This window comes from Candidatus Oscillochloris fontis (genome assembly GCF_004138135.1).
Taxonomy (GTDB): Bacteria; Chloroflexota; Chloroflexia; order Chloroflexales; family Chloroflexaceae; genus Oscillochloris; species Oscillochloris fontis.
In genome coordinates this window covers 1-21,118 of the sequence record NZ_RYFD01000051.1, presented here as the reverse complement: position 1 = coordinate 21,118, position 21,118 = coordinate 1, and the positions used below count along the sequence as shown (strand labels likewise).

General features: G+C 59.5%; 13 protein-coding genes and 1 tRNA gene. 4 read left to right on the top strand and 10 right to left on the bottom strand.

The annotated features are described in order from the left end of the window. The first annotated feature begins 77 nt into the window (after window positions 1–77). Window positions 78–962 (top strand): PfkB family carbohydrate kinase, encoded by an 885-nt coding sequence (locus EKD03_RS15595; RefSeq protein ID WP_129632909.1) that lies wholly within the window; start codon window positions 78–80, stop codon window positions 960–962. Here EKD03_RS15595 and EKD03_RS15590 read toward each other — a convergent pair. The 8 genes from EKD03_RS15590 to trpA form a co-directional block, all read right to left on the bottom strand. Next, on the bottom strand, window positions 959–2,083 hold the full coding sequence (locus EKD03_RS15590) for an FtsW/RodA/SpoVE family cell cycle protein (protein ID WP_129632906.1): 1,125 nt from the start codon (window positions 2,081–2,083) through the stop codon (window positions 959–961). The genes EKD03_RS15595 and EKD03_RS15590 overlap by 4 nt on opposite strands. Before the next feature lie 109 nt (window positions 2,084–2,192). Further along, the gene (ndk, locus tag EKD03_RS15585; protein ID WP_129632903.1) at window positions 2,193–2,648 is read right to left on the bottom strand and encodes a nucleoside-diphosphate kinase; all 456 of its coding nucleotides are present in this window, start codon (window positions 2,646–2,648) and stop codon (window positions 2,193–2,195) included. Window positions 2,649–2,779: 131 nt separating this feature from the next. Further along, entirely contained in the window at window positions 2,780–3,151 is a 372-nt protein-coding gene (locus EKD03_RS15580; protein ID WP_238613550.1) for a roadblock/LC7 domain-containing protein, read from the bottom strand. A gap of 58 nt (window positions 3,152–3,209) precedes the next feature. After that, on the bottom strand, window positions 3,210–9,461 hold the full coding sequence (locus tag EKD03_RS15575) for a tetratricopeptide repeat protein (RefSeq protein ID WP_129632900.1): 6,252 nt from the start codon (window positions 9,459–9,461) through the stop codon (window positions 3,210–3,212). Window positions 9,462–10,058: 597 nt separating this feature from the next. Continuing rightward, window positions 10,059–10,135, bottom strand: a tRNA-Pro gene (locus EKD03_RS15570). 254 nt (window positions 10,136–10,389) lie between these two features. After that, the gene (locus EKD03_RS15565; RefSeq protein ID WP_161569284.1) at window positions 10,390–11,769 is read right to left on the bottom strand and encodes a sensor histidine kinase; all 1,380 of its coding nucleotides are present in this window, start codon (window positions 11,767–11,769) and stop codon (window positions 10,390–10,392) included. A 17-nt stretch (window positions 11,770–11,786) separates the two neighbouring features. Further along, window positions 11,787–12,020, bottom strand: coding sequence for an Lrp/AsnC ligand binding domain-containing protein (locus EKD03_RS15560; protein WP_129632894.1), 234 nt, complete (start codon window positions 12,018–12,020; stop codon window positions 11,787–11,789). Window positions 12,021–12,264: 244 nt separating this feature from the next. Continuing rightward, complete coding sequence (gene trpA, locus EKD03_RS15555) at window positions 12,265–13,062, bottom strand: tryptophan synthase subunit alpha (protein ID WP_129632891.1); 798 nt, start codon at window positions 13,060–13,062, stop codon at window positions 12,265–12,267. Between the two features lie 133 nt (window positions 13,063–13,195). Here trpA and EKD03_RS15550 point away from each other — a divergent pair, with 133 nt between their 5' ends. Genes EKD03_RS15550 through EKD03_RS15540 form a run of 3 tightly spaced genes read left to right on the top strand, consistent with a single transcriptional unit; the run spans window position 13,196 to window position 16,268 of the window. Then, entirely contained in the window at window positions 13,196–14,617 is a 1,422-nt protein-coding gene (locus tag EKD03_RS15550) for a BCD family MFS transporter (RefSeq protein ID WP_129632889.1), read from the top strand. 20 nt (window positions 14,618–14,637) lie between these two features. Continuing rightward, window positions 14,638–15,315: a V4R domain-containing protein gene (locus tag EKD03_RS15545; RefSeq protein ID WP_129632886.1), complete on the top strand. Its 678-nt coding sequence runs from the start codon at window positions 14,638–14,640 to the stop codon at window positions 15,313–15,315. A 14-nt stretch (window positions 15,316–15,329) separates the two neighbouring features. Then, window positions 15,330–16,268, top strand: a complete 939-nt coding sequence (locus tag EKD03_RS15540; protein ID WP_129632883.1) for a pentapeptide repeat-containing protein — start codon at window positions 15,330–15,332, stop codon at window positions 16,266–16,268. A 131-nt stretch (window positions 16,269–16,399) separates the two neighbouring features. Here EKD03_RS15540 and uvrA read toward each other — a convergent pair whose 3' ends face one another. Together uvrA and EKD03_RS15530 are read right to left on the bottom strand one after the other, a co-directional pair. Beyond that, window positions 16,400–19,351, bottom strand: a complete 2,952-nt coding sequence (gene uvrA / locus EKD03_RS15535; RefSeq protein ID WP_129632880.1) for an excinuclease ABC subunit UvrA — start codon at window positions 19,349–19,351, stop codon at window positions 16,400–16,402. A 150-nt stretch (window positions 19,352–19,501) separates the two neighbouring features. Next, a complete protein-coding gene (locus EKD03_RS15530) occupies window positions 19,502–20,791 on the bottom strand; it encodes an MFS transporter (RefSeq protein WP_238613549.1) in 1,290 nt (429 codons plus the stop codon). Window positions 20,792–21,118: the final 327 nt, after the last annotated feature.

Sequence of the window (21,118 nt, the reverse complement as noted above, 5' to 3'; positions counted from 1 at the left end):
CGTATCACACATGTGGTTGAGGGGAGGTCTCTACAATTAAGGGGGGTTATAGTAGCATATTTTCAAGGAGCGCGATCATGCACTACGATGTCATCGGGCTAGGCACAGCCTCCCACGATCTGATCGGCGTGGCCAGCGAAGCGCCACAACTGGGGCGTAAACAACCGATTAGCCAATGGATCGAAGCCGGAGGCGGGCCAGTTCCTACGGCGCTGGTGGCCTTGAGCCGCTTGGGTGCCCGCACATGTATGGTTGGGGCGGTGGGCGATGATAGTTACGGAGCACGGATTATCAGCGACTTAGCGGCTGAGGGAGTAGAGACCAGAGGCATGCAGGTACACCCCGGCAACTCGCACGTTGCCTTTGTGTTGGCCGAACCCGGCAGCGACCGGCGCTCGGTCTGGTTTCGCACCGACCCAAGCGTTTTGGCGGCGGTACAGGTCGATCACGCCCTGATCACGAGTGGGCGTGCGCTGCACCTCGACACCTACACCGGCAGCGCTGGGGTGCAAGCGGCACGCTGGGCGCGGGCGGCAGGCATCCCGGTGATGATTGATGCGGAACGGGTGCGCGATACCACTATGGAACTACTGCCGCTCTGCACGTGGCTGGTGGTATCGGCCAATTTTGGGCGCACCGTCACCCATGCCGATCCAGCAGCGGCGGCGCAGGAGCTACACGCACGCTACGGGCAGATGGTGGTGGTCACGGCGGGGGAACAAGGAAGTTGGTGTGCCGACGGGAGCGATCTCTTCCACACCCCAGCATTTCCGGTGCGACCGCTCGACACCACCGGGTGTGGCGACGCCTTTCATGGCGGGTTACTCTTTGCACTCTTGCGCGGCGACCCCGCCCCCGCCGCGATCCGCTTTGCCAGCGCGGTCGCCGCACTCAAGACCCGCGCCTATGGTGGGCGGGCGGGCCTCCCCAACCTCGCCGAGGTTGAAGCCTTCTTGGCTTAGAACGCCAGCCGCTTACGTCGCAGCGCAATACTCTGCAACACGCCCACCCCCACCAGCACCGTAATCATAAAACTGCCCCCGGCGGAGACAAATGGCAACGGCAGCCCCGTGACGGGTAAGAGGCTCATGTTCATCCCGATATTGATTAGCACATGGGCGAAGATCATGGCGAAGACACCGAGCGCCATCTGGCGTCCGAAGAGGTTCGATGACTGATCGGCAATCGTGAGTGCCTGCCAAAGCAGCAGCGCCTCAAAGATAATCAGCACCCCCCCACCCACAAAGCCCAACTCTTCGCCCACCACCGCAAAGATAAAATCGGTATGCTGCACCGGCACATAGTTGCCCTGGCTAAAGAGACCACGGGTCAGCCCCGTACCAACCCAACCGCCCGAACTGATCGCACTGAGTGCCTGGATGACATTATAGCCAGCATCAGGATCAACCTTGCTCATATCGGTAATCAGGTAGTAGAAGGTCAGCAGGCGTACATGTTGATACTCATCGAGCACTTGCTCCCAGGCTACAAGGCCAAGTGGCAGGGATAAGATCGTCAAGACCAACAATTGCGACCAACGCATCCCCGCGCCCCAGGCCATCACCAGCCAGATCATCGCATACACAATCGCGGAACCCAGATCGGGTTGGAGCAAGACCAGCAACATGGGTGGGAGCAGAATCAGCAGACTCCCGATCTGCACCAGCCAGCGATCCGTCTGTCCCTCATGACGGCTCCAATAGGCACCCAGTGCCAGCATCAAGGCCAACTTACCGGCCTCAGAAGGCTGGAACGTGCGTTCACCCAAGGCGATCCAGCTCTGGGCACCCTCACTCACCCGGCCAACAAAGAGCACCACCGCTAAGAGCACCACCACCACCATATAGATCGGGCGTGAGATGCTTGAGAGCAAGCGATAGTCGAGCAGCGTAGCACCCAACATGAGCACCAAACCAACAATGATATAGACAATCTGGCGGGGAAAGATCGTGCGTAAGGGGGCACCATTCACCGTCACTGCGGTCAGGGTGGCACTGTGGAGGGCAAGCAGGCCAATAATCAGCAGGACAGCGACACAGCCGAGGAGTGGCCAGTTATAGTCGCGCCAGCGACGTACTTCCATAGGTTTAGAAGATCTTGTGTGTTGTTTTTTGGCGGCTTCGCCGCCAAAAAACAACACACATTGGGGTTTGGGGCGTCGCCCCAACGACATTACCGATGCCCTAGGCTATCTACTCGTGAATCCAGGCATCAGTAACGCGATCCCACTGATGAATAAGCTCACTATCATCAAAGAAGATCGAGGCTTCACGCTCACCACTCTCCGGCGAGTCCGAAGCGTGGATCAGGTTACGCCCAATCTCAACCCCAAAATCGCCACGGATCGTGCCGGGTGCGGCCTTCGCGGGGTTGGTGGCCCCGACCATAGTACGGATCATCTCAACCGTACCCGCCTTACCAACCACCACCGCCACCACGACCGGAGCCGACGTAATATAGGAGACCAATCCCTGGAAGAACGCCTTGCCCTCATGCTCACCGTAGTGGGTGCGGGCGAGCGCCTCCGTCACCTGCATGAGCTTCAGACCCTGCAACTTCAGGCCACGCTGCTCAATACGGGTCAGGATCGGGCCAACCAGACCACGCTGAACCGCATCGGGCTTGAGAATAATCAATGCACGTTCCATAGAAACCTCATAAATTGAACGAGAACCACCGGGGCGAAGTATACCACACACATAGTAACCACGCAGAGACGGATAGCACAACTACCCATCCCTACGTGGCTGTTGTTCTTCCAACCAGAAGCAGCATACGCCTAAATTGGCACTGCCTCGCCAATCCGCTTCGCAGCGCGCCGCATCTCCATCTTCACCAACCCAAAGTTGACGATGCGCTGGGTGATGACAACCAAAATCAACTCGCGAGCCTCAAGGAGGAGGATCGAGCCATCCTTGGCATCAATAATTGAGTCCACCAACGTTCCGACCCCAATACGCTTGGTCGCCTTATCGATCTCGCCGAAGACTGCGGCTGACATGGCGCCAAGGATTTCGGCATCTTCCTCATCGAGCAAGGTGCTAGCCACAACTAGGCCATCCTTGCCGACAAGGAGGCTCCCGATTACCCCCTCAACGCGGATCAGATCCTCGACGATTCGGCGCATAAGCTGACCTTTCGTAATCTCCACAGGCGCATTCATTATGTGTACTCCAGGCTGTATACCAAGCGCATGGGTCGGCTAACTCCTAGCCGCCAAATGTATGGTTGTAGGCTGCAATCGCATCCTGCGGGCGGCCCTGCTTCGAGAAGGTGTCGCCAAGTATCCGATAGAGTTGGGCGATCATCTCGGCATCTTTAACCGAACCCAGCAACTTCTGGATGTCAGCAGCGACCTCTTCAAGATGCGCCGATACCCGCACCAGATAGTTGTAGCTGTACATCATCAACTCGTTGCGATCAGTCTGAGCCGAGAGGCGCGCTACCGACAGCGCCATAGCGGCATTATCGGGAGCAAGCTCGATCTTCAACAGGATATCATCAAGGCTCTGGTCGCCGGTGGGAACAAAGGTATCGAAGGTACGGCGAGCATTCAACTGGTCACGTTCACGGCGGGCGGCACGCTCTTCCCGCGCATGAAGCAGCGCTTCGCGGCGGGCATAGAGTTCATCACGCGATGCACGGCCCTCACGAGGCGTGCGCGGTTCACGTGGTGGACGGTCAGCGCGAGGTTCACGATGCACCACAGGGCGAGCCGGAGCACGTTCGCTCATCGCGGGCAGGACAATTCGAGCCGGGGCATTACTGGTGTCCATTTCGGACGCCGGTCGATCCCAGATGTCGTCGAGTTGTTCCAGTGGTTCTGGAACAAAACCAATATCTTCAGGGGCAATCGAGGGTGTTGGTTCTTCGACACGCGGCGCAGTGCGTACCGCCTTCTGTAACGGAGGTGCCTCCATGTCGAAGTCGAAGTCAAAGAGATCTCCGCCTTCGGATTCGACCTCCTCCGTCTCCTCCTCCACGGCACTGAGCATGGCGATCTCGCTGGGCGAGAGTCCTAGTTCATTAAGCGATACCTGGGTTGGTGCCGCCGCTGGTTCGACTACCGGCGCTGGTGCTGGTTCGACTACCGGCGCTGGTGCTGGTTCGACCACCGGCGCTGGTGCAACCCTTGACTCAATCGCTGGAACTGCCGTCATCATCGGAGGCGTCTCTTCCTCGTTCAGATGATCGAGTTCCTCAAGCGTCAGACCGAGATCTTCCAGCGACAGCGGGCTCATCTCTGGCTCAGCCTCTGTCACCATGGCCGCGCTAAAGAGGGCCGACACGTCATCAACCGTCATACCGGTGAGCAGGGCCAATTCCTGGGTCGTGAGGCCCAGTTTATCCAACGAGAGGAGCAGATCGAGATCTTCCTTGGCCACTGTTGGTGGCAGCGCCCCAGTACCACGCGCCGGAGCAACGGGTTTAGGCTGCCAGACGTGCGGGGGAGCCATATAGGTCGCTGGCTGTTCAACCGCTGGTGCTGGCGGGGCCACGGGTGCTGCCGGTGGCAGCACCGGTGCAACTGGTGGTGCCTTAGCACTCATTGGTGTCGTATCACCATAGAGTTCGGCGATCTCTGCTTCCGAGAAGCCCAACTCCTCCAGCGACAAGGGGGCACGTTCAACGAGCGCAGCGGGGGCGGTCGGAGCATCGCCAGTTCCAAAGAGCAGGGCGATATCTTCCGCCGTGAAGCCCCACTCCTCCAGCGAAGAGACATCCATATTCGCCGCAACCACGTTGGCTGTGGTGGGTATGGGCGCAGGTGCTGGCACGGGCGCAGGTGCTGGCGTCCGCTGAGGATGCTCCGTCTCACCGTACAGGAACTCGATCTCTTCCGGTGTCAGGCCCAAGTCATCGAGTGAGAGCGGTACGGTTGCCCCAGCAGTGGTAGATGGAGAGGTAGTAGCAGCCTCTTCATCCGTCCCGAAGAGCATCGCGATATCTTCTGGCGTGAACCCCCACTCCTGCAAAGCATCCATATCCACTGGTTGCATGGAAGCAACCGTCGGCGTCGGCTGGGGAGCCGGGGGCGGCACTGGGCGGGGTGCCGGATCGGCACTGAGAAGCGCAATATCCTCCGGCGAAAGACCCAGGTCGGCGAGAGAGAAGGAGGTCCACTCCTGATCGTCACCTGTTGTGCCAGTCGTACCAGAGTCTGCCGTACCAAAACCACTAGACGAGTCTTCAATCACGCCGGTGAGCAGGGCAATATCCTCCTGGGAGAGACCCAGGTTCGCCAGCGAGAAGGGCGTGATCTCGGTAGCCATGATCGGGGTGGCCGTACCTGGTGCCGGAACTGGCGGCACAGATGGCATTGGCGCAGGTTCCTGGGGAGCCATACCAAACTGATCGGCCTCATCCAAGGAGAACCCAAAGTCTTCAAACGAGAAGGTTTCTGGCTCAGGTTGGGGAACCACTGGTGCTGGCGGCGGAACCACCGGCGCTGGCGCTTCTGGCACAACCTCAGCCGCCGCCTCGTTCAGCGCTAACAAGGCGATCTCTTCCGGCGAGAGACCCAATTCCTCTAACGAGAAGGGCTTCATCTCCGGCTCAACCTCTGGCTCAAGGATTGGCTCCGGCTCTGGCTCCGGTGCAATCTCCACCTCAGCGTCCGCTAAGCCCAGCGCAGCGATCTCTTCCGGCGAGAGACCCAATTCCTCTAACGAGAAGGGCTTCATCTCCGGCTCAACCTCTGGCTCAAGGATTGGCTCCGGCTTTGGCTCCGGTGCAATCTCCACCTCAGCGTCCGCTAAGCCCAGCGCAGCGATCTCTTCCGGTGAGAGGCCCAAATCCTCCAGCGAGAAGGGCGTCATCTCCGGCTCAGCCTCTGGCTCCATCACTGGGGCGGCAGGCGGCTCCGACTTCACTGGTGCAGGCGGCTCAGGAACCGTCTCAGCATCTGCTAGGCCCAGCGAGGCGATCTCTTCCGGCGACAACCCCAACTCCGCTAGCGAGAAGGGCGTCATCTCCGGCTCAACCTCTGGCTCCATCACCGGAGCAGGTGGTTCCGCAGCACTCGGCACTTCTTCAACCAGACCCAACTCAGCAATCTCTTCGGGCGAGAGACCGAGTTCAGTCAGCGAGAAGGGTGTAAGATCAGGCTCAGCATCGAAGTCAGCCACAGGCGCTTCGACTTCAGGCTCCGCAAACTCGGCCAACTCATCATAGGAGTCCTCAGCCTCAGCCGATTCCAGATCCATATCAATGATCTCGTCACCATCACGGATCTGGATACCAGCACGGTGAAGGGTCCAGCCAATCTCCTCAATGCGTTCAGCCTCAGCCTCAGGATCATCAACCACGCCAATAATATCGGTGAGATCGACATAGCCCTGGCGCTGGCCAAGAATAATCAACTTATCAAGCGCTGGGTCACCGGTCATCACCTCAGACTCAGGCTCAGAATCGGCCATATCGAAGGTGGTATCGGCACCATCACTACCAATAAAGGTCTCCAGTTCCCCCAGATCAAGACCTGCCAACTCATCATCGGTTAGACCCAACTCACGGGTACTCAGATCTAGGGGACTCCCAGCATCAAGCCCCAAGTCATCGAGAGAGAAGGGTTCAACATCAGCCGAGACATCATCAATGAACGCCCCATCGGACATCGGCGCACTAATACCGTCCATGTCAAACTCATCAAATGAGAACGGTTCAACATCAGACGAAACCTCTTCCGCTGGCGAGGTTCGAGGGCTAACCGGTGCCTCAAGATCGAAATCAAAGGAATCCACCTCTGTCAGTTCCAGTTCATCCTCGGCTCCTTCCGAGGTCTGTTCCAAACTGGCAATCTCCTCTGGCGAAAGCCCCAGTTCAGCCAGCGAGAAGGGCTTGAGTTCAGGTTCTTCACCCTGCGACCAACCCGGAATGACCGTATCGCCGGTCACCGCCATATCGGCCTCAGAGGCAGCATCAGCAGCTTTGAGGGCGGCAATCTCCTCTGGCGACAAGCCCAGATCTTCGAGCGAGAAGGGCATCAACATGGGTTCAGGCTCTGGTTGCGGCGGGGCTTCAGGCTCGCTATCAAGCTCCGCATCAGCCTCAGATTCCCCGCGAGCCTCTTCAGCCGCAGCCATACTGAGCATCGCAATATCCGCTGGCGAGAGACCCAGGTCGGCCAGGGATGGCGGTTTCTGCTTAGGACGCGGCTGATCATCTTCTAGTGCGGCAAACTCATCGAAGGAGAAGGCATCCAGATCAAATTCTGGCTGCTCAACGGGCGTAACCGATTCTCCCGCCTGGGATGCCTGCAACTGCGCGATCTCGTCCGGAGAGAGACCGAGATCTTCGAGCGAGAAGGGCGTCATCTCCGGCTCTTCCGCCGTTGCCGCTGGAGCCTCGGATGCCTGCAACTGCGCGATCTCGTCCGGAGAGAGACCCAGATCTTCGAGCGAGAAGGGCGTCATCTCCGGCTCAGCCTGAGGCTCAGGTCGTGCGGAAGCCTGCGTACCATCTTCCTTCGGCAAGCGGAAGCCGGCCGTAAAGCGCTCACCCGCCGCTTCAGAAGCCTCCTCAATATCACGGAAGGAGATATCGTCATGATCATTGGCGAAATAGGCGGCTGCCTCATCGTCATCATCAAGACTAATCGGCGGCAAGGGCAGCAGTTCTTCCTTCGGCAATTCGCTTGCGCGCTGCCTCAGCTTCGCAAAGATCGAGCCACCTTCCGGCTCTTCTTCCTCCTGCGGGCGCCCAAAACCAGTACGCGGCTTAGAGGTTGGCTGCTGCCAGCTATAGCCACCCGTCTGACCAGAATCATCCGCATCAAAGGTGGGCATGGGCAGATCGCGAGACAAGAGCGAACCCTGAGGATCATCAAGCGAGAAGGGCTGAAGCGAGGGTGGCAATGACGATGCACCAACCATCCCGTAATCATCCACTGAATTCAGATCGAGATCATCAAGCGAGAAGGGCTGAAGATCGCCCATACCGCCATCAAAGCCCGATTCCATGGTGGACGACTCATCACCCGCATCCCAATCGAAGGGCGTCACTGGTGCCTCAGCAGGCACCTGCGCAGGTGGTTCAGGGCGTTGGGTCAACAATTCGCGCTTGGGCTGCATTGCCTTAGAGACACTACTCAGCAGATCAACCTCATCCGTTGAGAGATCAATATCATCCAGCGAGAACGGTTGAAGATTCAGATCATCAAGATGATCAGAAGCAACATCAGCCGCATGAGCCGCATTCATCTGCGCAATCTCTTCTGGCGAGAGACCCAAATCGGCCAGCGAGAAGGGTTCCATCACGGGTTCTTCAGCAGCCGGTTCGGGCGCAGGCGCATTCATCTGCGCAATCTCTTCTGGCGAGAGACCCAAATCGGCCAGCGAGAAGGGTTCCATCACGGGCGCTTCAGCGACGGGTGCGGCTGGTTGCGCCGAGGTAGAAGAGAGATCATCAAAGTCGAAGGGCGTAATCTCACTAGATGTATCAATATCGCCCCCGTCACTATCATCGCTAGGGGGATACATCGCCAACAATGAGGAGAGAAAATCGTCGTCGTCAGTCGAAGAAGCCGGAGCCGGAGCCGAGGCGGGAGCGGGGGAGAGATCGAAATCCTCACCCCATCCACTGAGAAAATCGGGTTCGGCAGTAGCCGGAAGCGCACTAGGTACCACCAGCGCAGCAACCTGAACTTGAGCCTGGGCTTGGCGTTCCTGCTCTTCACGCTGTTCCTGCCACATCTGCTCATCCCATGCAGGAACTTCCAGATTGGGAGCAGCAATGTCGGGCAAGACATCAAAGAGCGCCCGTGCCACTTGCTGATAGGGTTCGAGTTGCTGTGCGAAACGCCAATACCGTTCGCCACTCGCATCACCGCTCGCCTGACGGATATAGCCTAGCAACAAATTGGCCTTGAGGACAACCGGACGCAGAGCGAGGATCTCCTCACACACCTCGTCCGCCACATCAGGCTGTCCATCGCGCCAGAGCGCCTCGGCCAAGCCGACCCGCGCATCAAAGCGGTGGGGGTATTCGTCAATTACACTGCGAAATTCTTGGATCGCCTGGGGCAACATATTGCCCTTGGCATAGAGACGAGCCAAGCCAGGCCGACTGAGGCGAAGCGTTGCGCCTTCGCTACCCCAGACCTCAGTATAGAGGCGGAGCAACTGGGAGCGCAGTTCGGGCATATCTGGGCGTACTTCAAGTGCTTGCTCAAACTCCGTCACGGCAAGATCGAGCTTATTCTGGCGCTCATAGGTAATACCCAAACCGACATGGGCAGGGATATTTTCAGGATCAGCGTTCAGAACCCGACTGAAGGCCGCCTCGGCCTGGTCAAATTGCCGACTCGCCAGGTACGCCTCGCCAAGGATGCGGTGCGCCTCCAAGCTCTCAGGGAAATATTCGAGGATATGCTGAGCTACAGCGATCGCCTGCTCGACCTTGTTGACCTCAAGGAAGGCACGGGCCTGATCATATGCAGCTTGCAGGCTAATTGTAGCCATCCTGGCTCCTCCTGCTGTCGCGTACAGAGCGGCGGGGGTGTGAAGGGTTTACGGCGCTGAGGGCTGCGCAGAATAGACGCAGATTCGCCCGATAGAACGTGTAAAGTATAAGTCTATTATAGTCGTGGTGTCAAGGGCATTGACGGCATTTTGTAGCTTAGAATAGGGCTATACCATCAGAAATGGTTTACTAGACACTGACGTTTAGGCATAATGAATTACTCTTAACATAAAAAATAATGTTCTAGGCCGGGTACCTCGCAACAATACGGTTATTCATCACAACACAAGATGCCCATAAAGTACCATATGCAAGACAGGGGTTGCATACCCTTATAAAGAACGTTTGTTTTTTTATTTTCGATTTCTTATGCACAACCTTGTGGTATGACATTCTATCACTTTATTGACTTCCTGGCATGCAAAACAAACGCTGGGTTCCGCGATCATTCCGTAGGGCGACGCATGACCCACCAATGTCTTTCGTACACCTCAGGCCACATGGTGGGCCATGCGTCGCCCCTACTCCGGGGGCATGCTACGTCATTAAAAGCATAAAGCGCTCACCGTTTGGTGAACGCTTTACACTTCAACCTATGGTCGGGGCGACTGGATTTGAACCAGCGACCTCCTGAACCCCATTCAGGTGCGCTACCGGTCTGCGCTACGCCCCGCAGTAACGGCGATGATTATAGCGCCTTCGTGGCAATGAGTCAAACGGGGATTCATGTGTAACCAGGGCATGTGCAAAGTCCTTGGGGCGCAGCCGTCCCCGCACCCCCACCGGAGGTGACTTTGCACATGCCCTGCATGTGTAACTGTTCACACTTGGGGTAAAGGAAGCTTCTGATTGACGCAAAGGTTTTGTTGCAGGCTTTGCGCCTTTGCGTCAAAACCGGAATGCTAGGAGAACTGTGAACAGTTACATTCATGTTGCGTCAATAGGAAGAGCGATACTAAAGCGTGCGCCGGGTTGGTGGGTCGAATCGAGACGTACTGTACCGCCATGGGCATGGATGATCTCGCGCACGATGGCTAAGCCCAACCCAGCGCTACCGGGGTGCGCACCGCGCACGCCGCGTTCCCAGATGGCCGCGTGTAACTCGGTGGGAATGCCGGGGCCATCATCGGTGATGCTGAGTTCTGCCTGGGTGCCGCGTCGCACCAGACCGAGGAGGATTGTGCCGCCGGGGGGGGTAGCACGTAGCGCATTGTCGAGCAGGTTGAGCAGCGCCTGTTTGAGCCGGTCACGGTCGGCGAGCAGAGAGACTTCGGTTTCAAACTGAAGTTGGAGGCTCACCCCGGCCCGGCGGGCACGCCCAGCGAGGAGGTCGGTCAACTCGGAGAGCAGTGCGCCAAGCGCCAATGGGCGACGGTGGGCCAGGAGGAGTTGGCCATCGGCAGGCGGGCGGAGGAGTTCATCAACCAGGCGTGCCATGCGTTGGGTCTCGGACTCAAGGAGGCTCAGGGCTGGATGGTGCTCAGGCGCGGCGGTATCAATCAGATTTTCGATCATGCCGCTGATCGCAGTCAGGGGGGTACGCAGATCGTGGGAGATGCTGCGGTAGAAGTGAGTGCGGGCCTGTTCAAGTTCCGCGATACGAGCGGTATAGGCGTGCAAACTGGTTTCGAGCGCATCAAGATTGGCTCCCAACTGGCCGATTTCATCGCGCTGGAGTTGGGGCTGGGTAGGGAGATCGTGGCTAAATGCACGCGCTAGACCTTCAGCCCGCAGGCTCTGGCGTAGGATCGGGCGCGCAATCGAACGCGCCACCACGAGGCTGATCAGGGCCATGAGCAACGCCGCCACCAGCGCAACCTGGAGGGTCAGGCGGCGCAATGAAACGAGCATACGTGTATCCTCGGCGGTGCTAACGGATAACTCGACCACGCCGATAGTGGTGGTAGCAGATTGAATCACCTGCGCGGCATAGTGGCGGTCGGCGACCTGCGAGGCAGGCAGCGGCCAGGGGGAGCGCACGAGGGCCAGCGCGGGGCGGCTGGGGAAGGGGCCAAGATCGCTCTCGCCAGAGAGCCGGGTGCCATTAGGGTCAAAGAGGCGCACCGCCGTACCGGGCGGCAAGATCTCACGCCCCACCCCACTCGCTGCGATGGCCTGGAGGGTCGCGGGTGAATCGGCCAACTCAGCGAGCAGGGCAGCGTAGAGATCAGTCTGGGCGGTGAGGGTGGTGGTGCGCTGTTCAGCCAGGTAGCGCCCGGCTAATGCCACAAACCCACCGCCAAGCAAGACCATCCCCACCAGCGTGAGCAGGAGGTAGGTGAGGCTGAGACGCAGAGTGAGTGACATTGCCCGTAATACGCAACCTAGCCGATCACCATGCATGTGACGGTACGTTTGACGCCCTCGACGCTATGGATCTCATTCATGACGAGGCGGCCAATCATGCGCGGATCGGGCGTCTGCACCGTAGCGATAATGTCATATGGCCCGGTCACTGCATCAACAGACGCCATACCATTGAGCGTGCGGAGTACCGCCAAGACCTCCGCGACCCGTCCCGACTCGGCTTCGATCAAGACATAGGCTCGTGCTTCCATAACGTTACCTCCTCGTTGAGGTCTATTGTGAGTAGGGGCGAAGCATCGCCCGCCAAGTTTGTTCGGGTTCCCCTGTTCTATGGGGGCGATGCTTCGCCCCTACGGGATGATCGGGGAACCCCGCGATGATGGGGTTTCCTTACCCCACGGGGCGAAGCATCGCCCGCCAAGTTTGTTCGGGTTCCCCTGTTCTATGGGAAGCGATGCTTCGCCCCTACGGGATGATCGGGGAACCCCGCGATGATTACCTTTCGATCCCGGTCATCAACTCGCGCACAAAACGGGTCGCCCCAGGAACAAGATCAGCGGCGGGCAACTGCTCAAGCTGAGCGATCAGGGCGCTGCCAACAATCGCGCCATCGGCGATCTGGGCCACTTCGGCGACATGGGCGGGGCTGCTGATCCCAAAGCCAACTACGAGCGGCAGATCGGTGAGGCGGCGCAGGCGCTCGATGACCGTCGCGAGGTTGGTGGAGAGGCTGGCGCGTGCCCCGGTGACGCCGGTGAGCGAGACGACATAGATGAAGCCGCTGGCACGGGCGGCGATCTCGGCCATGCGATCATCGGGGGTGGTAGGAGCCACAAACATGATCAGGTCGAGGCCATGGGCGGCAGCGGCGGCGTGCAGTTGGGCCGATTCTTCGGGGGGCATATCGGGAATGATCCAGCCATCACCACCAGCAGCGGCAAAATCGGCACATGCACGCTCGATGCCATAGCGCAACAACGGATTGTAGTAGCCCATCAGCAAGAGCGGAGCTTGCAAGCCACGCGCCCGCAGCGTTGCCACCGTCTCGATACAGGTACTCAGATTGATGCCATGATCGAGGGCACGCTGGGTAGCGCGTTGGATCGTCGCCCCATCGGCGAGGGGATCGGAGAAGGGCATGCCCAACTCAAAGAGGCTGGCTCCGGCAGCTTCGAGAGCCGGAACGAGATCGAGGGTACTGCCCGGCTCAGGAAAACCAACCGTCAGATAGGGCATCAGGGCCACGCGGCCTTCCTGGCGCAAACGGGCGAATGTTGCGGCGATTCGGCTCATAGGTAGGGGGTACTCCAACACATGATCGTCCTGTTGGCATGATACCACACAGGCATACGCGGATGAGACCGCAATCCAAAGCGCCCATGCTATAATTGCCTCCAACTATACCCCAAAGGAGAGCATAACGACCATGGCAGCAGGTAAGATCCTCGGCGGGCCGATGCGCTCGATCAACGCATGGCTGGCACAACACCCCACACTCTGGCGCTGGCTGAAGATTCTGCGCCTCGGCCTCTTTCAGTTTGGTATGGGCCTCTCGCTCGCCCCGATCACCGGCACGCTCAACCGGGTACTGATTGATGAGATGAGTATCCCGGCTGTCGCGGTCGGTTTTTTGTTGGCGATCCACTATTTCGTCTCGCCTATGCGCGCCTTGATCGGCTTTCGCTCCGATGTGGATCGCGCCCGTGGGCGTTGGCGCACGCCGTATCTCGTCTTTGGGGCCATGCTCACATACGGCGGCTTGGCGACGGCGCCCTTCACGCTGATTCTGTTGAGTGGCGAGGGTTCCTTCACCTTCTGGCCCGCCTTGCTCTTCTGTAGCCTGATCTTTTTAGGCTATGGCATCGGGGTAAATGTGGTCGAGACGATCTATCTGGCGATGGTGAGTGATATGACCCCCTCGCATGAGCGCGGCAAGGTGTTGGGTGTGCTCTGGATCATGCTGGTGCTGGGCACGATTGTCAGTTCGGTCATTATTGGTCAACTGTTGCTCGACTACAGCCACTACCGGCTCATCCAGGTGATGCAGGCATCGGCGGTGATCTTCGTGGCCTTGACCTTCGTTTCGCTCTACAACCAGGAGCGCCTCAAGCCGAACGGCGAGCTTGCGGATGTGACCGAGCCGGTGCGGGTGCGCGAGACGTTGGGGCAGTCGTTGCGGCTGCTGGCGGCCCAAGTGCCACTGCGCAACCTCTTCATTGTGCTCTTTCTCGCTACGCTGGGCTTCGCCACCCACGATGTGTTGCTCGAACCCTATGGCGGCCAAGTGCTCAATATGAGTATCACCGAAACCTCGCGCCTCACCGCGCTATGGGGCGTCGGCATGTTGATTGCGATCAGCTTGGCGGGTTGGGCGTTGTGGAAGGGGCGCTCGTCGGTGCTACTGATTACCGCCGGGTCACTGCTGGGGGCGGCGGGATTCTTGACGATCAGCCTTGCGAGCATGCCCGCGCTGGCCACGATCTTTCGGGTTGGAGTGGTGCTGATCGGCATGGGGCGCGGCATGTTCATTGTTGGTGCGCTGGCACTGGTCATGTCGCTGGTGGACAAGAACCACGCCGGACTCTTCATCGCCCTGTGGGGGATCACCCAGGCGTTGGCGCAGGGTTTTGGCACAATTGGGGGTGGCCTGACCCGCGACATCATGCAGCACTTCACTGGTCAAGTCGCGCTGGGCTACACGGTGGTCTATAGCGCCTCGCTCGTCCTGCTCAGTCTGGCCGCCATTCTGCTCTTTGTGTTGAAGATTGGGCGACAGGTACAGAGTGGGGCGGTGCGTTCGCCCTGGGGTGGGTTGGATCAGATCAATGCGGATCAGATTATTTTTTAGGTTGTATGGGTGGAGGTAGCATGCAGATCACGGAGAGAACCGATCACGACCCGGCAACTGACCTCCTGTTGGTAGATGCGTATATGCGGTGGGCGTTGTTGGCCGCCGAAGAGGTGGTGGGCAAGAATGGGCTGGCGGTGATTCTGCGCCAGAATGGGTTGAGCCACTTAATCAGTAACTATCCGCCGGAGCAACTCAAGGCCACCACGGGGATGACGCTCACCCACTATGCAAATCTCAATGCCGGGTTGCTCAACTTCTTTGGGCGTTCGGCACGCAGTATGACGCTGCGGATCGGGCGGCAGACGGCGCGCTACTCGATTGACCGCCAAGGTGCCTTGTTCGGTACCGCAGCCCTGATCGCCTCGAAGATGCTGCCCATCTCGACCCAGATCAAGATGGGACTCTCAGCGATGCAGGGCGGGATGCGCCGCCTGAGCCAGTCGGTGGGCCAGGATCGCCACTTTGAACTTGAGGATCGCGGCGATGCCTGGGCCTACCACGATTTTGCCGATCCCACCAGTGCCGGGAAGGTTGCTGATGAGCCGATTGGCTGGATTCAGACCGGCGCGATCCAGGAGACCCTGCACTGGCAGATCGGCAAGGATTTTGAGGTGGAGCAGGTGGCATGCCGCTCGATGGGTGCGCCTGCCTCGATCTGGTTGGTGCATAAGACCCCCAAACTACCGAGTGCATAGTCAAGGAGTGTGTCATGGCCGATCTGAATCCTGCCCAGATCTTCGACCTACTCAATCGCCCTGGCCCGCTCTGGTTGGTGGGGGCGAACCTCGCCGGAGCCAATCTTTCTGGGGCTAACCTGAGCAATGCCAATCTGAGTGAGACGAATATGGTTGGGGCGCGGCTGAGTGATGCGAATCTCTACCGAGCCGATTTGAGTGTGGCCGAGTTAGGCGGTGCAACGCTGAGTTGGGCCAATCTGCGCGAGGCGCGTTTGGCATGGGCGCAGCTTGTCCGCGCCGATTTGAGTGATGCGGATTTGCGCAAGGGCGACCTCGCTTGGGCTAATTTGGAGTTTGCCAATCTGACCGGGGCCAACCTGCGCGGGGCTAATCTGAGTGCAGCCGATTTTAGTGGCGCGAACCTGTATGGGGCTAACCTCAGCCTGTGTAACCTGAGCGGGGTGGATCTGCGCGACACGATCATGATTGGGGCCAACCTGACCGAGGCCCAACTGCGTGAGGCGCAACTGATCAACATGAGTGGTGCGAACCTCTCCGGGGCGAACTTGAATAAGGTGAGCCTGGGGGGCGCGAGTATGCAGGGGGTCAACCTGAGTGGGGCCAGCCTCTTGAGCGCCAATCTGCGCGAGGCGAACCTACGCGAGGCCAATCTGATCGGGGCCAATCTCTACGAAGCCAACCTGAGTGATTCCGATCTACGAGCCGCCGATTTGAGTATGGCCAACCTGAGTGGGATCTATCTGAGTGGCGCAAACCTAGAAGGGGCGATCCTTACCCACACCAACCTGAGCCGCGCCAACCTGAGTGGCTGTAATCTGCGTGGTGCCCAACTGAATGGGTGTAACCTGCGCGAGGCCAGCCTTGCCGATGCCGATCTCACCGGCGCGGATCTGAGTGGGGCCGATCTCTCCGAGTGTGATCTGAGCGGGGTGATCGGGATGGTGCGGTAAGGGATGTTGGCCCTCACCCCCTAACCCCCTCTCCCACTGCGTGGGAGAGGGGGAATCGAACGCATCGCGATGCGGAATCACCCCTCTCCCGCATTGCGGGAGAGGGGCCGGGGGTGAGGGCCGATCATCTCCTATGTCCCCACCAACAGATCACGCAAAAAATACCCGGTATGCGACCCCTCCACCAACGCGACCTCTTCGGGGGTGCCAGAGGCAACCACCACGCCCCCGCCATCACCGCCCTCTGGCCCCATATCCACGATCCAGTCGGCGGTCTTGATCACATCCAGATTATGCTCGATCACCAGCACCGTGTTGCCCGCTTCCACTAGGCGGTGCAAAACGGTGAGTAGGTGCTGCACGTCGGCGAAGTGCAGGCCGGTGGTCGGTTCGTCGAGGATGTAGATGGTGCGTCCGGTGGCTACACGCGCCAACTCCTTGGCCAGTTTCACCCGTTGGGCCTCGCCACCCGATAGGGTAGTCGCGGGTTGCCCCAACTTGATATATTCCAACCCAACATCTTGCAAGGTCTGGAGGATGCGGCGCACACGCGGCACATTGTCGAAGAACTCCAGTGCCGTCTGCACATCCATATCCAGCACATCGGCAATGGATTTGCCCTTGTACTTAACCTGCAAGGTCTCGCGGTTGTAGCGCTTGCCCTTACACTCATCGCAGCGCACCCAGACATCGGCGAGGAACTGCATATCAATCTTGATCTCGCCGTTGCCCTCGCACGCCTCGCAGCGCCCGCCCTTGACATTGAAGCTGAAGCGCCCCGGCTCGTAGCCGCGCAACTTGGCCTCGGCGGTTGCGGCGAAGAGTTGGCGTAGGATGTCGAAGAGCTTGACGTAGGTGGCCGGATTGGAGCGCGGGGTACGCCCAATCGGCTGCTGGTCAATATCAATCACCTTGTCGAGCGCCTCGATTCCCTCAAGTGCGCGGTGGGGGCCAGGCTTGAGTTGGGCCTTATTGAGCCGGTTGGCCAGCGCCGGGTAGAGCGTCTCGGTAATCAGCGAGGACTTGCCGGAGCCAGAGACGCCGGTGATGGCAATGAAGGTGCCGAGCGGGAACTGCACACTCACATCACGCAGGTTGTTGAGAGTCGCCCCCGCGATGCGCAGCCAACCGCTCTGGGCCACGCGGCGCAGACCGGGGATAGCGATCTCCAAGCGTCCGCTTAGGTACGCCCCGGTGAGCGAGGTGGGATGCGCAGCGACCACCTGCGGCGTCCCGGCCACTACCACCTCCCCGCCCTTGATGCCCGCCCCCGGCCCGAAGTCCACCATCCAATCGGCGGCCTGCATCGTCTCTAGGTCATGCTCAACCACCACCAGCGTATTGCCCAGATCACGCAGACGCAGCAGCGAGTTGAGCAACTTGCGGTTATCGCGCTGGTGCAGGCCAATACTCGGCTCATCAAGGATATACATCACCCCCACCAAGCCGGAGCCAATCTGCGAGGCCAGCCGGATGCGCTGCGCCTCACCACCAGAGAGCGTCGGTGCGCCACGTTCGAGGGTCAGGTAGTGCAGCCCGACATTACGCAGGAAGTTGAGCCGTTCGCGGATCTCCTTCAGCACATCACCCACAATCTCCAACTGGGTCGGGGTGAGCGCACTCCCCGGCTGCGCCAACTGCTCGGCCCACTGGTACGCGGCCTCAATATGCTTGGCGCACACCTCACGGATACTGGACTGATCCACCTTAACCGCCAGACTCTGCGGGCGCAGGCGCGCACCGTGGCAATCGGGGCAGGGCTGTTCGCTCATATATTGAACATAGAACTCGCGCTGCGACTCGCTGCCGGTCTGCATAAAGCGGCGACGAATCTCAGCGGCGATGCCCTCCCAGGGGCGGAAGAACTCGCCCCGACTACCGCTCTCGTTCTCCCAGGCAAAACGCAACTTCTGCTTGCCACTGCCCAGAAGCAGGCCATCGCGCTGTTCCTGAGACAGATCCGCCCAGGGCGCATCGAGATCGATCCCGTAGTGGGCCGCAATCGAGAGCAGCGAACGGTAGCCCCACGAATCCTTCTTCTTGCGCATCTCGCCCCAATAGGTGACCGCGCCCTCGTGGATGGAGAGCGCATGATTGGGCACCAGCAGGGCCGGATCGATCTCTAAGTGCGTCCCCAAGCCGGTACAGGTCGGGCATGCACCTTGGGGCGAGTTAAAGGAGAACATCTGCGGCGAGAGTTCAGGGAAGGAGATGCCACAGGTGAGGCAGGTATTACTCTCACTCATGAGCCACTCATCACCATCGGGGCTTGGATCAGCAGCGTCCTGGAGCGAGATAATGATCGTACCCTCACCGACCCGTAGTGCCTGCTCAACACTATCGGTGAGGCGGGTGACAAAGCCATCCCACTCCGTGCCGGCCCCCGCCGCCGCAAACCCCGCGCCACCCGCATCATCGAGGCGCCGCGATTCAGCCTCGGCGCGGTCAGGCATAACCAGGCGGTCTACCACCACCTCAATCGTATGCTTGACCTTCTTATTCAGCTTGATCTCTTCATCCAGGGTGCGGATCTCGCCATCCACACGCACGCGCACAAAACCCTCAGCCTTGGCCTCGGCAAAGATGTCCTTATACTCACCCTTACGTTGCGAGACCACCGGAGCGAGGATGAGGAAGCGGCTGCGCGCCGGGAGATTCATGACCCGATCCACCATCTGCTGGGCGGTCTGCGAGGCTACCGGGCGGCCACACTGGTGGCAGTGTTGCAGCCCCACGCGGGCATAGAGCAAGCGCAGGTAGTCGTAGATCTCGGTAACCGTACCGACAGTCGAGCGCGGGTTTTTGGAGGAACTCTTTTGCTCAATCGCAATTGCCGGGGATAGCCCCTCGATCATGTCAATCTTGGGCTTCTCCATCTGGCCCAGGAACTGGCGCGCATAGGCCGAGAGGCTCTCGACATAGCGCCGCTGGCCCTCGGCATAGAGCGTATCAAAGGCGAGTGAACTCTTGCCCGACCCACTCACCCCCGTCAGGACGATGAGTTTATCACGCGGGAGTTCAACATCCACACCCTTCAGGTTATGTTCACGTGCGCCCTTGATGACGATCATATCTTTTGCCATGGGCGAGGTACTCCTGGGTGCAAGCAGCCGAAAGCGCCGCTAGGGGTAGCGACGCCAGAATAGATTGAACAGCCGTGCTGATTATAGCATTCTTTTGGGTCGGGGGCAATCGTTCATATGGTGTAGGTGGAGACGCAAGATATTGCGTCTCTACACCGGGTTTTGCTCCACCTCCAGGCTCGGCGCGACCGGAACCGGCTGGCGCGGGGCGGCGAGTTGGTTACGAACAGCATTGGTGATCACCGCGCCCGCCGCCGAGACAATCAGCGCACCACTCACATAGGGCGCCGCTGGGCCAATCAGGTCGAAGATCACCCCCGCGAAGAGCGGGCCAGCCACCATCATCAGGCTGTTGAAGGACTGCACGCCGCCCAAGATGCTACCCTGGGCTTCCGGGGCGACACTGCGCGAGATCAGGCTGGTGATCGAAGGAGTGGCCATCCCCGAACCGGCGGCCAACACACCCAGCGCCGGGTAGAGCATCCAAGCGTCCGAAGCCGCAGCAATCATCGCAAAGCCGAAGGTCATCAGGCCCAGACCCATCACCGCCAGACGTGGCTCGCCGAAGCGTGGCAGCAACTTGCGCAGCAGGAAGCCCTGCATCAGCACCGCCATCAGCCCAATGAAAGCGAACATGAAGGCGTTCTCGGTCGGGCCTAAGCCGAAGCGGATGTCGCTAAAGACGGCGAAGTTGTTCTGCAAACCAGCGAAGGCGAAGTTGATCAGCAACGCACCCAGCAGCAGGGGCCGAATATCCGTATTGCGCACCACCCCATTCAGGCGGCTGATCGGGTTCATCTTGCGGAAGGGCACCTGGGTGCGGCGCTCAACCGGCAGCGACTCGGGCAGGCGGAAGAAGCCGAAGATCACATTGGCGAAGGTGAGCGCCGCCGCCACAAAGGCCGGGGTGGAGAGACTGATCGTACTGAGCAGGCCACCAATCGCCGGGCCAAGCATAAAGCCCATCCCGAAGGCCGCACCGATCAGGCCCAGACCCTTGGCCCGATCCTCCGGCTTGGTCACATCGGCAATATAGGCTTGGGCGGTGCTGATATTCGCCCCGGTGATGCCGTCCATGATGCGGGCGAAGAAGAGCACCGCCAGCACCACCCCGATGCCCAGGGGCAACAACTGATCGGCAATCCCGAAGATGATGTAGGAGACCCCCGTGCCAGCCAGACTGATCAACAGCACCGGGCGGCGTCCGAAGCGATCCGAGAGCGCCCCCAGCACCGGCGAGAAGAGGAACTGAAAGAGCGCGTAACTCGCCGCCAACGCCCCGACGATCAGCGCACGGTTCGAGGTCAGCCAGGAGGTATCGGCCTGCTCGATCAGCTTGACGTAGTAGGGCAGCAACGGCACCACAATCCCGACGCTCAGTAGGTCAATGAAGACGGTCAAAAATATGAAGATCAGTGGGGAGCGCTTGTTGGTTTCCACGGTCGCCTCCTGGATTTGGCTGGCACTTTGTTTCCTTGTTCAGAATATAACATATTTGTTGATGGTTTGTCAATACCTTGCACAGGATTTTCCAAAAATCCTGTGCAAGGCCATCTCCGGTGGGGGTTTGGGGGAGGCGCAGCCTCATAGGCGTTCGGTTACGGAATACCGCGTAGGGGCGCATCGTGATGCGCCCCCTGGCGTCCCCACGCCATACGTCGCCGCGATCATCGCGCCGGAGGGCGCGTCACGACGCGCCCCTATACCCCTCAAGCTAAGAAAACAGCCAAGGAAGCTCTTTTGTGTCATCATGGAAGTAGGAACAAA

Coding starts and splice junctions, on each gene's coding strand:
- EKD03_RS15575 (WP_129632900.1), bottom strand. CDS start 9,461: ATGGCTACAATTAGCCTGCAAGCTGCATATGATCAGGCCCGTGCCTTC.
- EKD03_RS15550 (WP_129632889.1), top strand. CDS start 13,196: ATGGCAGCAGGTAAGATCCTCGGCGGGCCGATGCGCTCGATCAACGCA.
- EKD03_RS15560 (WP_129632894.1), bottom strand. CDS start 12,020: ATGGAAGCACGAGCCTATGTCTTGATCGAAGCCGAGTCGGGACGGGTC.
- ndk (WP_129632903.1), bottom strand. CDS start 2,648: ATGGAACGTGCATTGATTATTCTCAAGCCCGATGCGGTTCAGCGTGGT.
- uvrA (WP_129632880.1), bottom strand. CDS start 19,351: ATGGCAAAAGATATGATCGTCATCAAGGGCGCACGTGAACATAACCTG.
- EKD03_RS15590 (WP_129632906.1), bottom strand. CDS start 2,083: ATGGAAGTACGTCGCTGGCGCGACTATAACTGGCCACTCCTCGGCTGT.
- trpA (WP_129632891.1), bottom strand. CDS start 13,062: ATGAGCCGAATCGCCGCAACATTCGCCCGTTTGCGCCAGGAAGGCCGC.
- EKD03_RS15565 (WP_161569284.1), bottom strand. CDS start 11,769: ATGTCACTCACTCTGCGTCTCAGCCTCACCTACCTCCTGCTCACGCTG.
- EKD03_RS15595 (WP_129632909.1), top strand. CDS start 78: ATGCACTACGATGTCATCGGGCTAGGCACAGCCTCCCACGATCTGATC.
- EKD03_RS15540 (WP_129632883.1), top strand. CDS start 15,330: ATGGCCGATCTGAATCCTGCCCAGATCTTCGACCTACTCAATCGCCCT.
- EKD03_RS15545 (WP_129632886.1), top strand. CDS start 14,638: ATGCAGATCACGGAGAGAACCGATCACGACCCGGCAACTGACCTCCTG.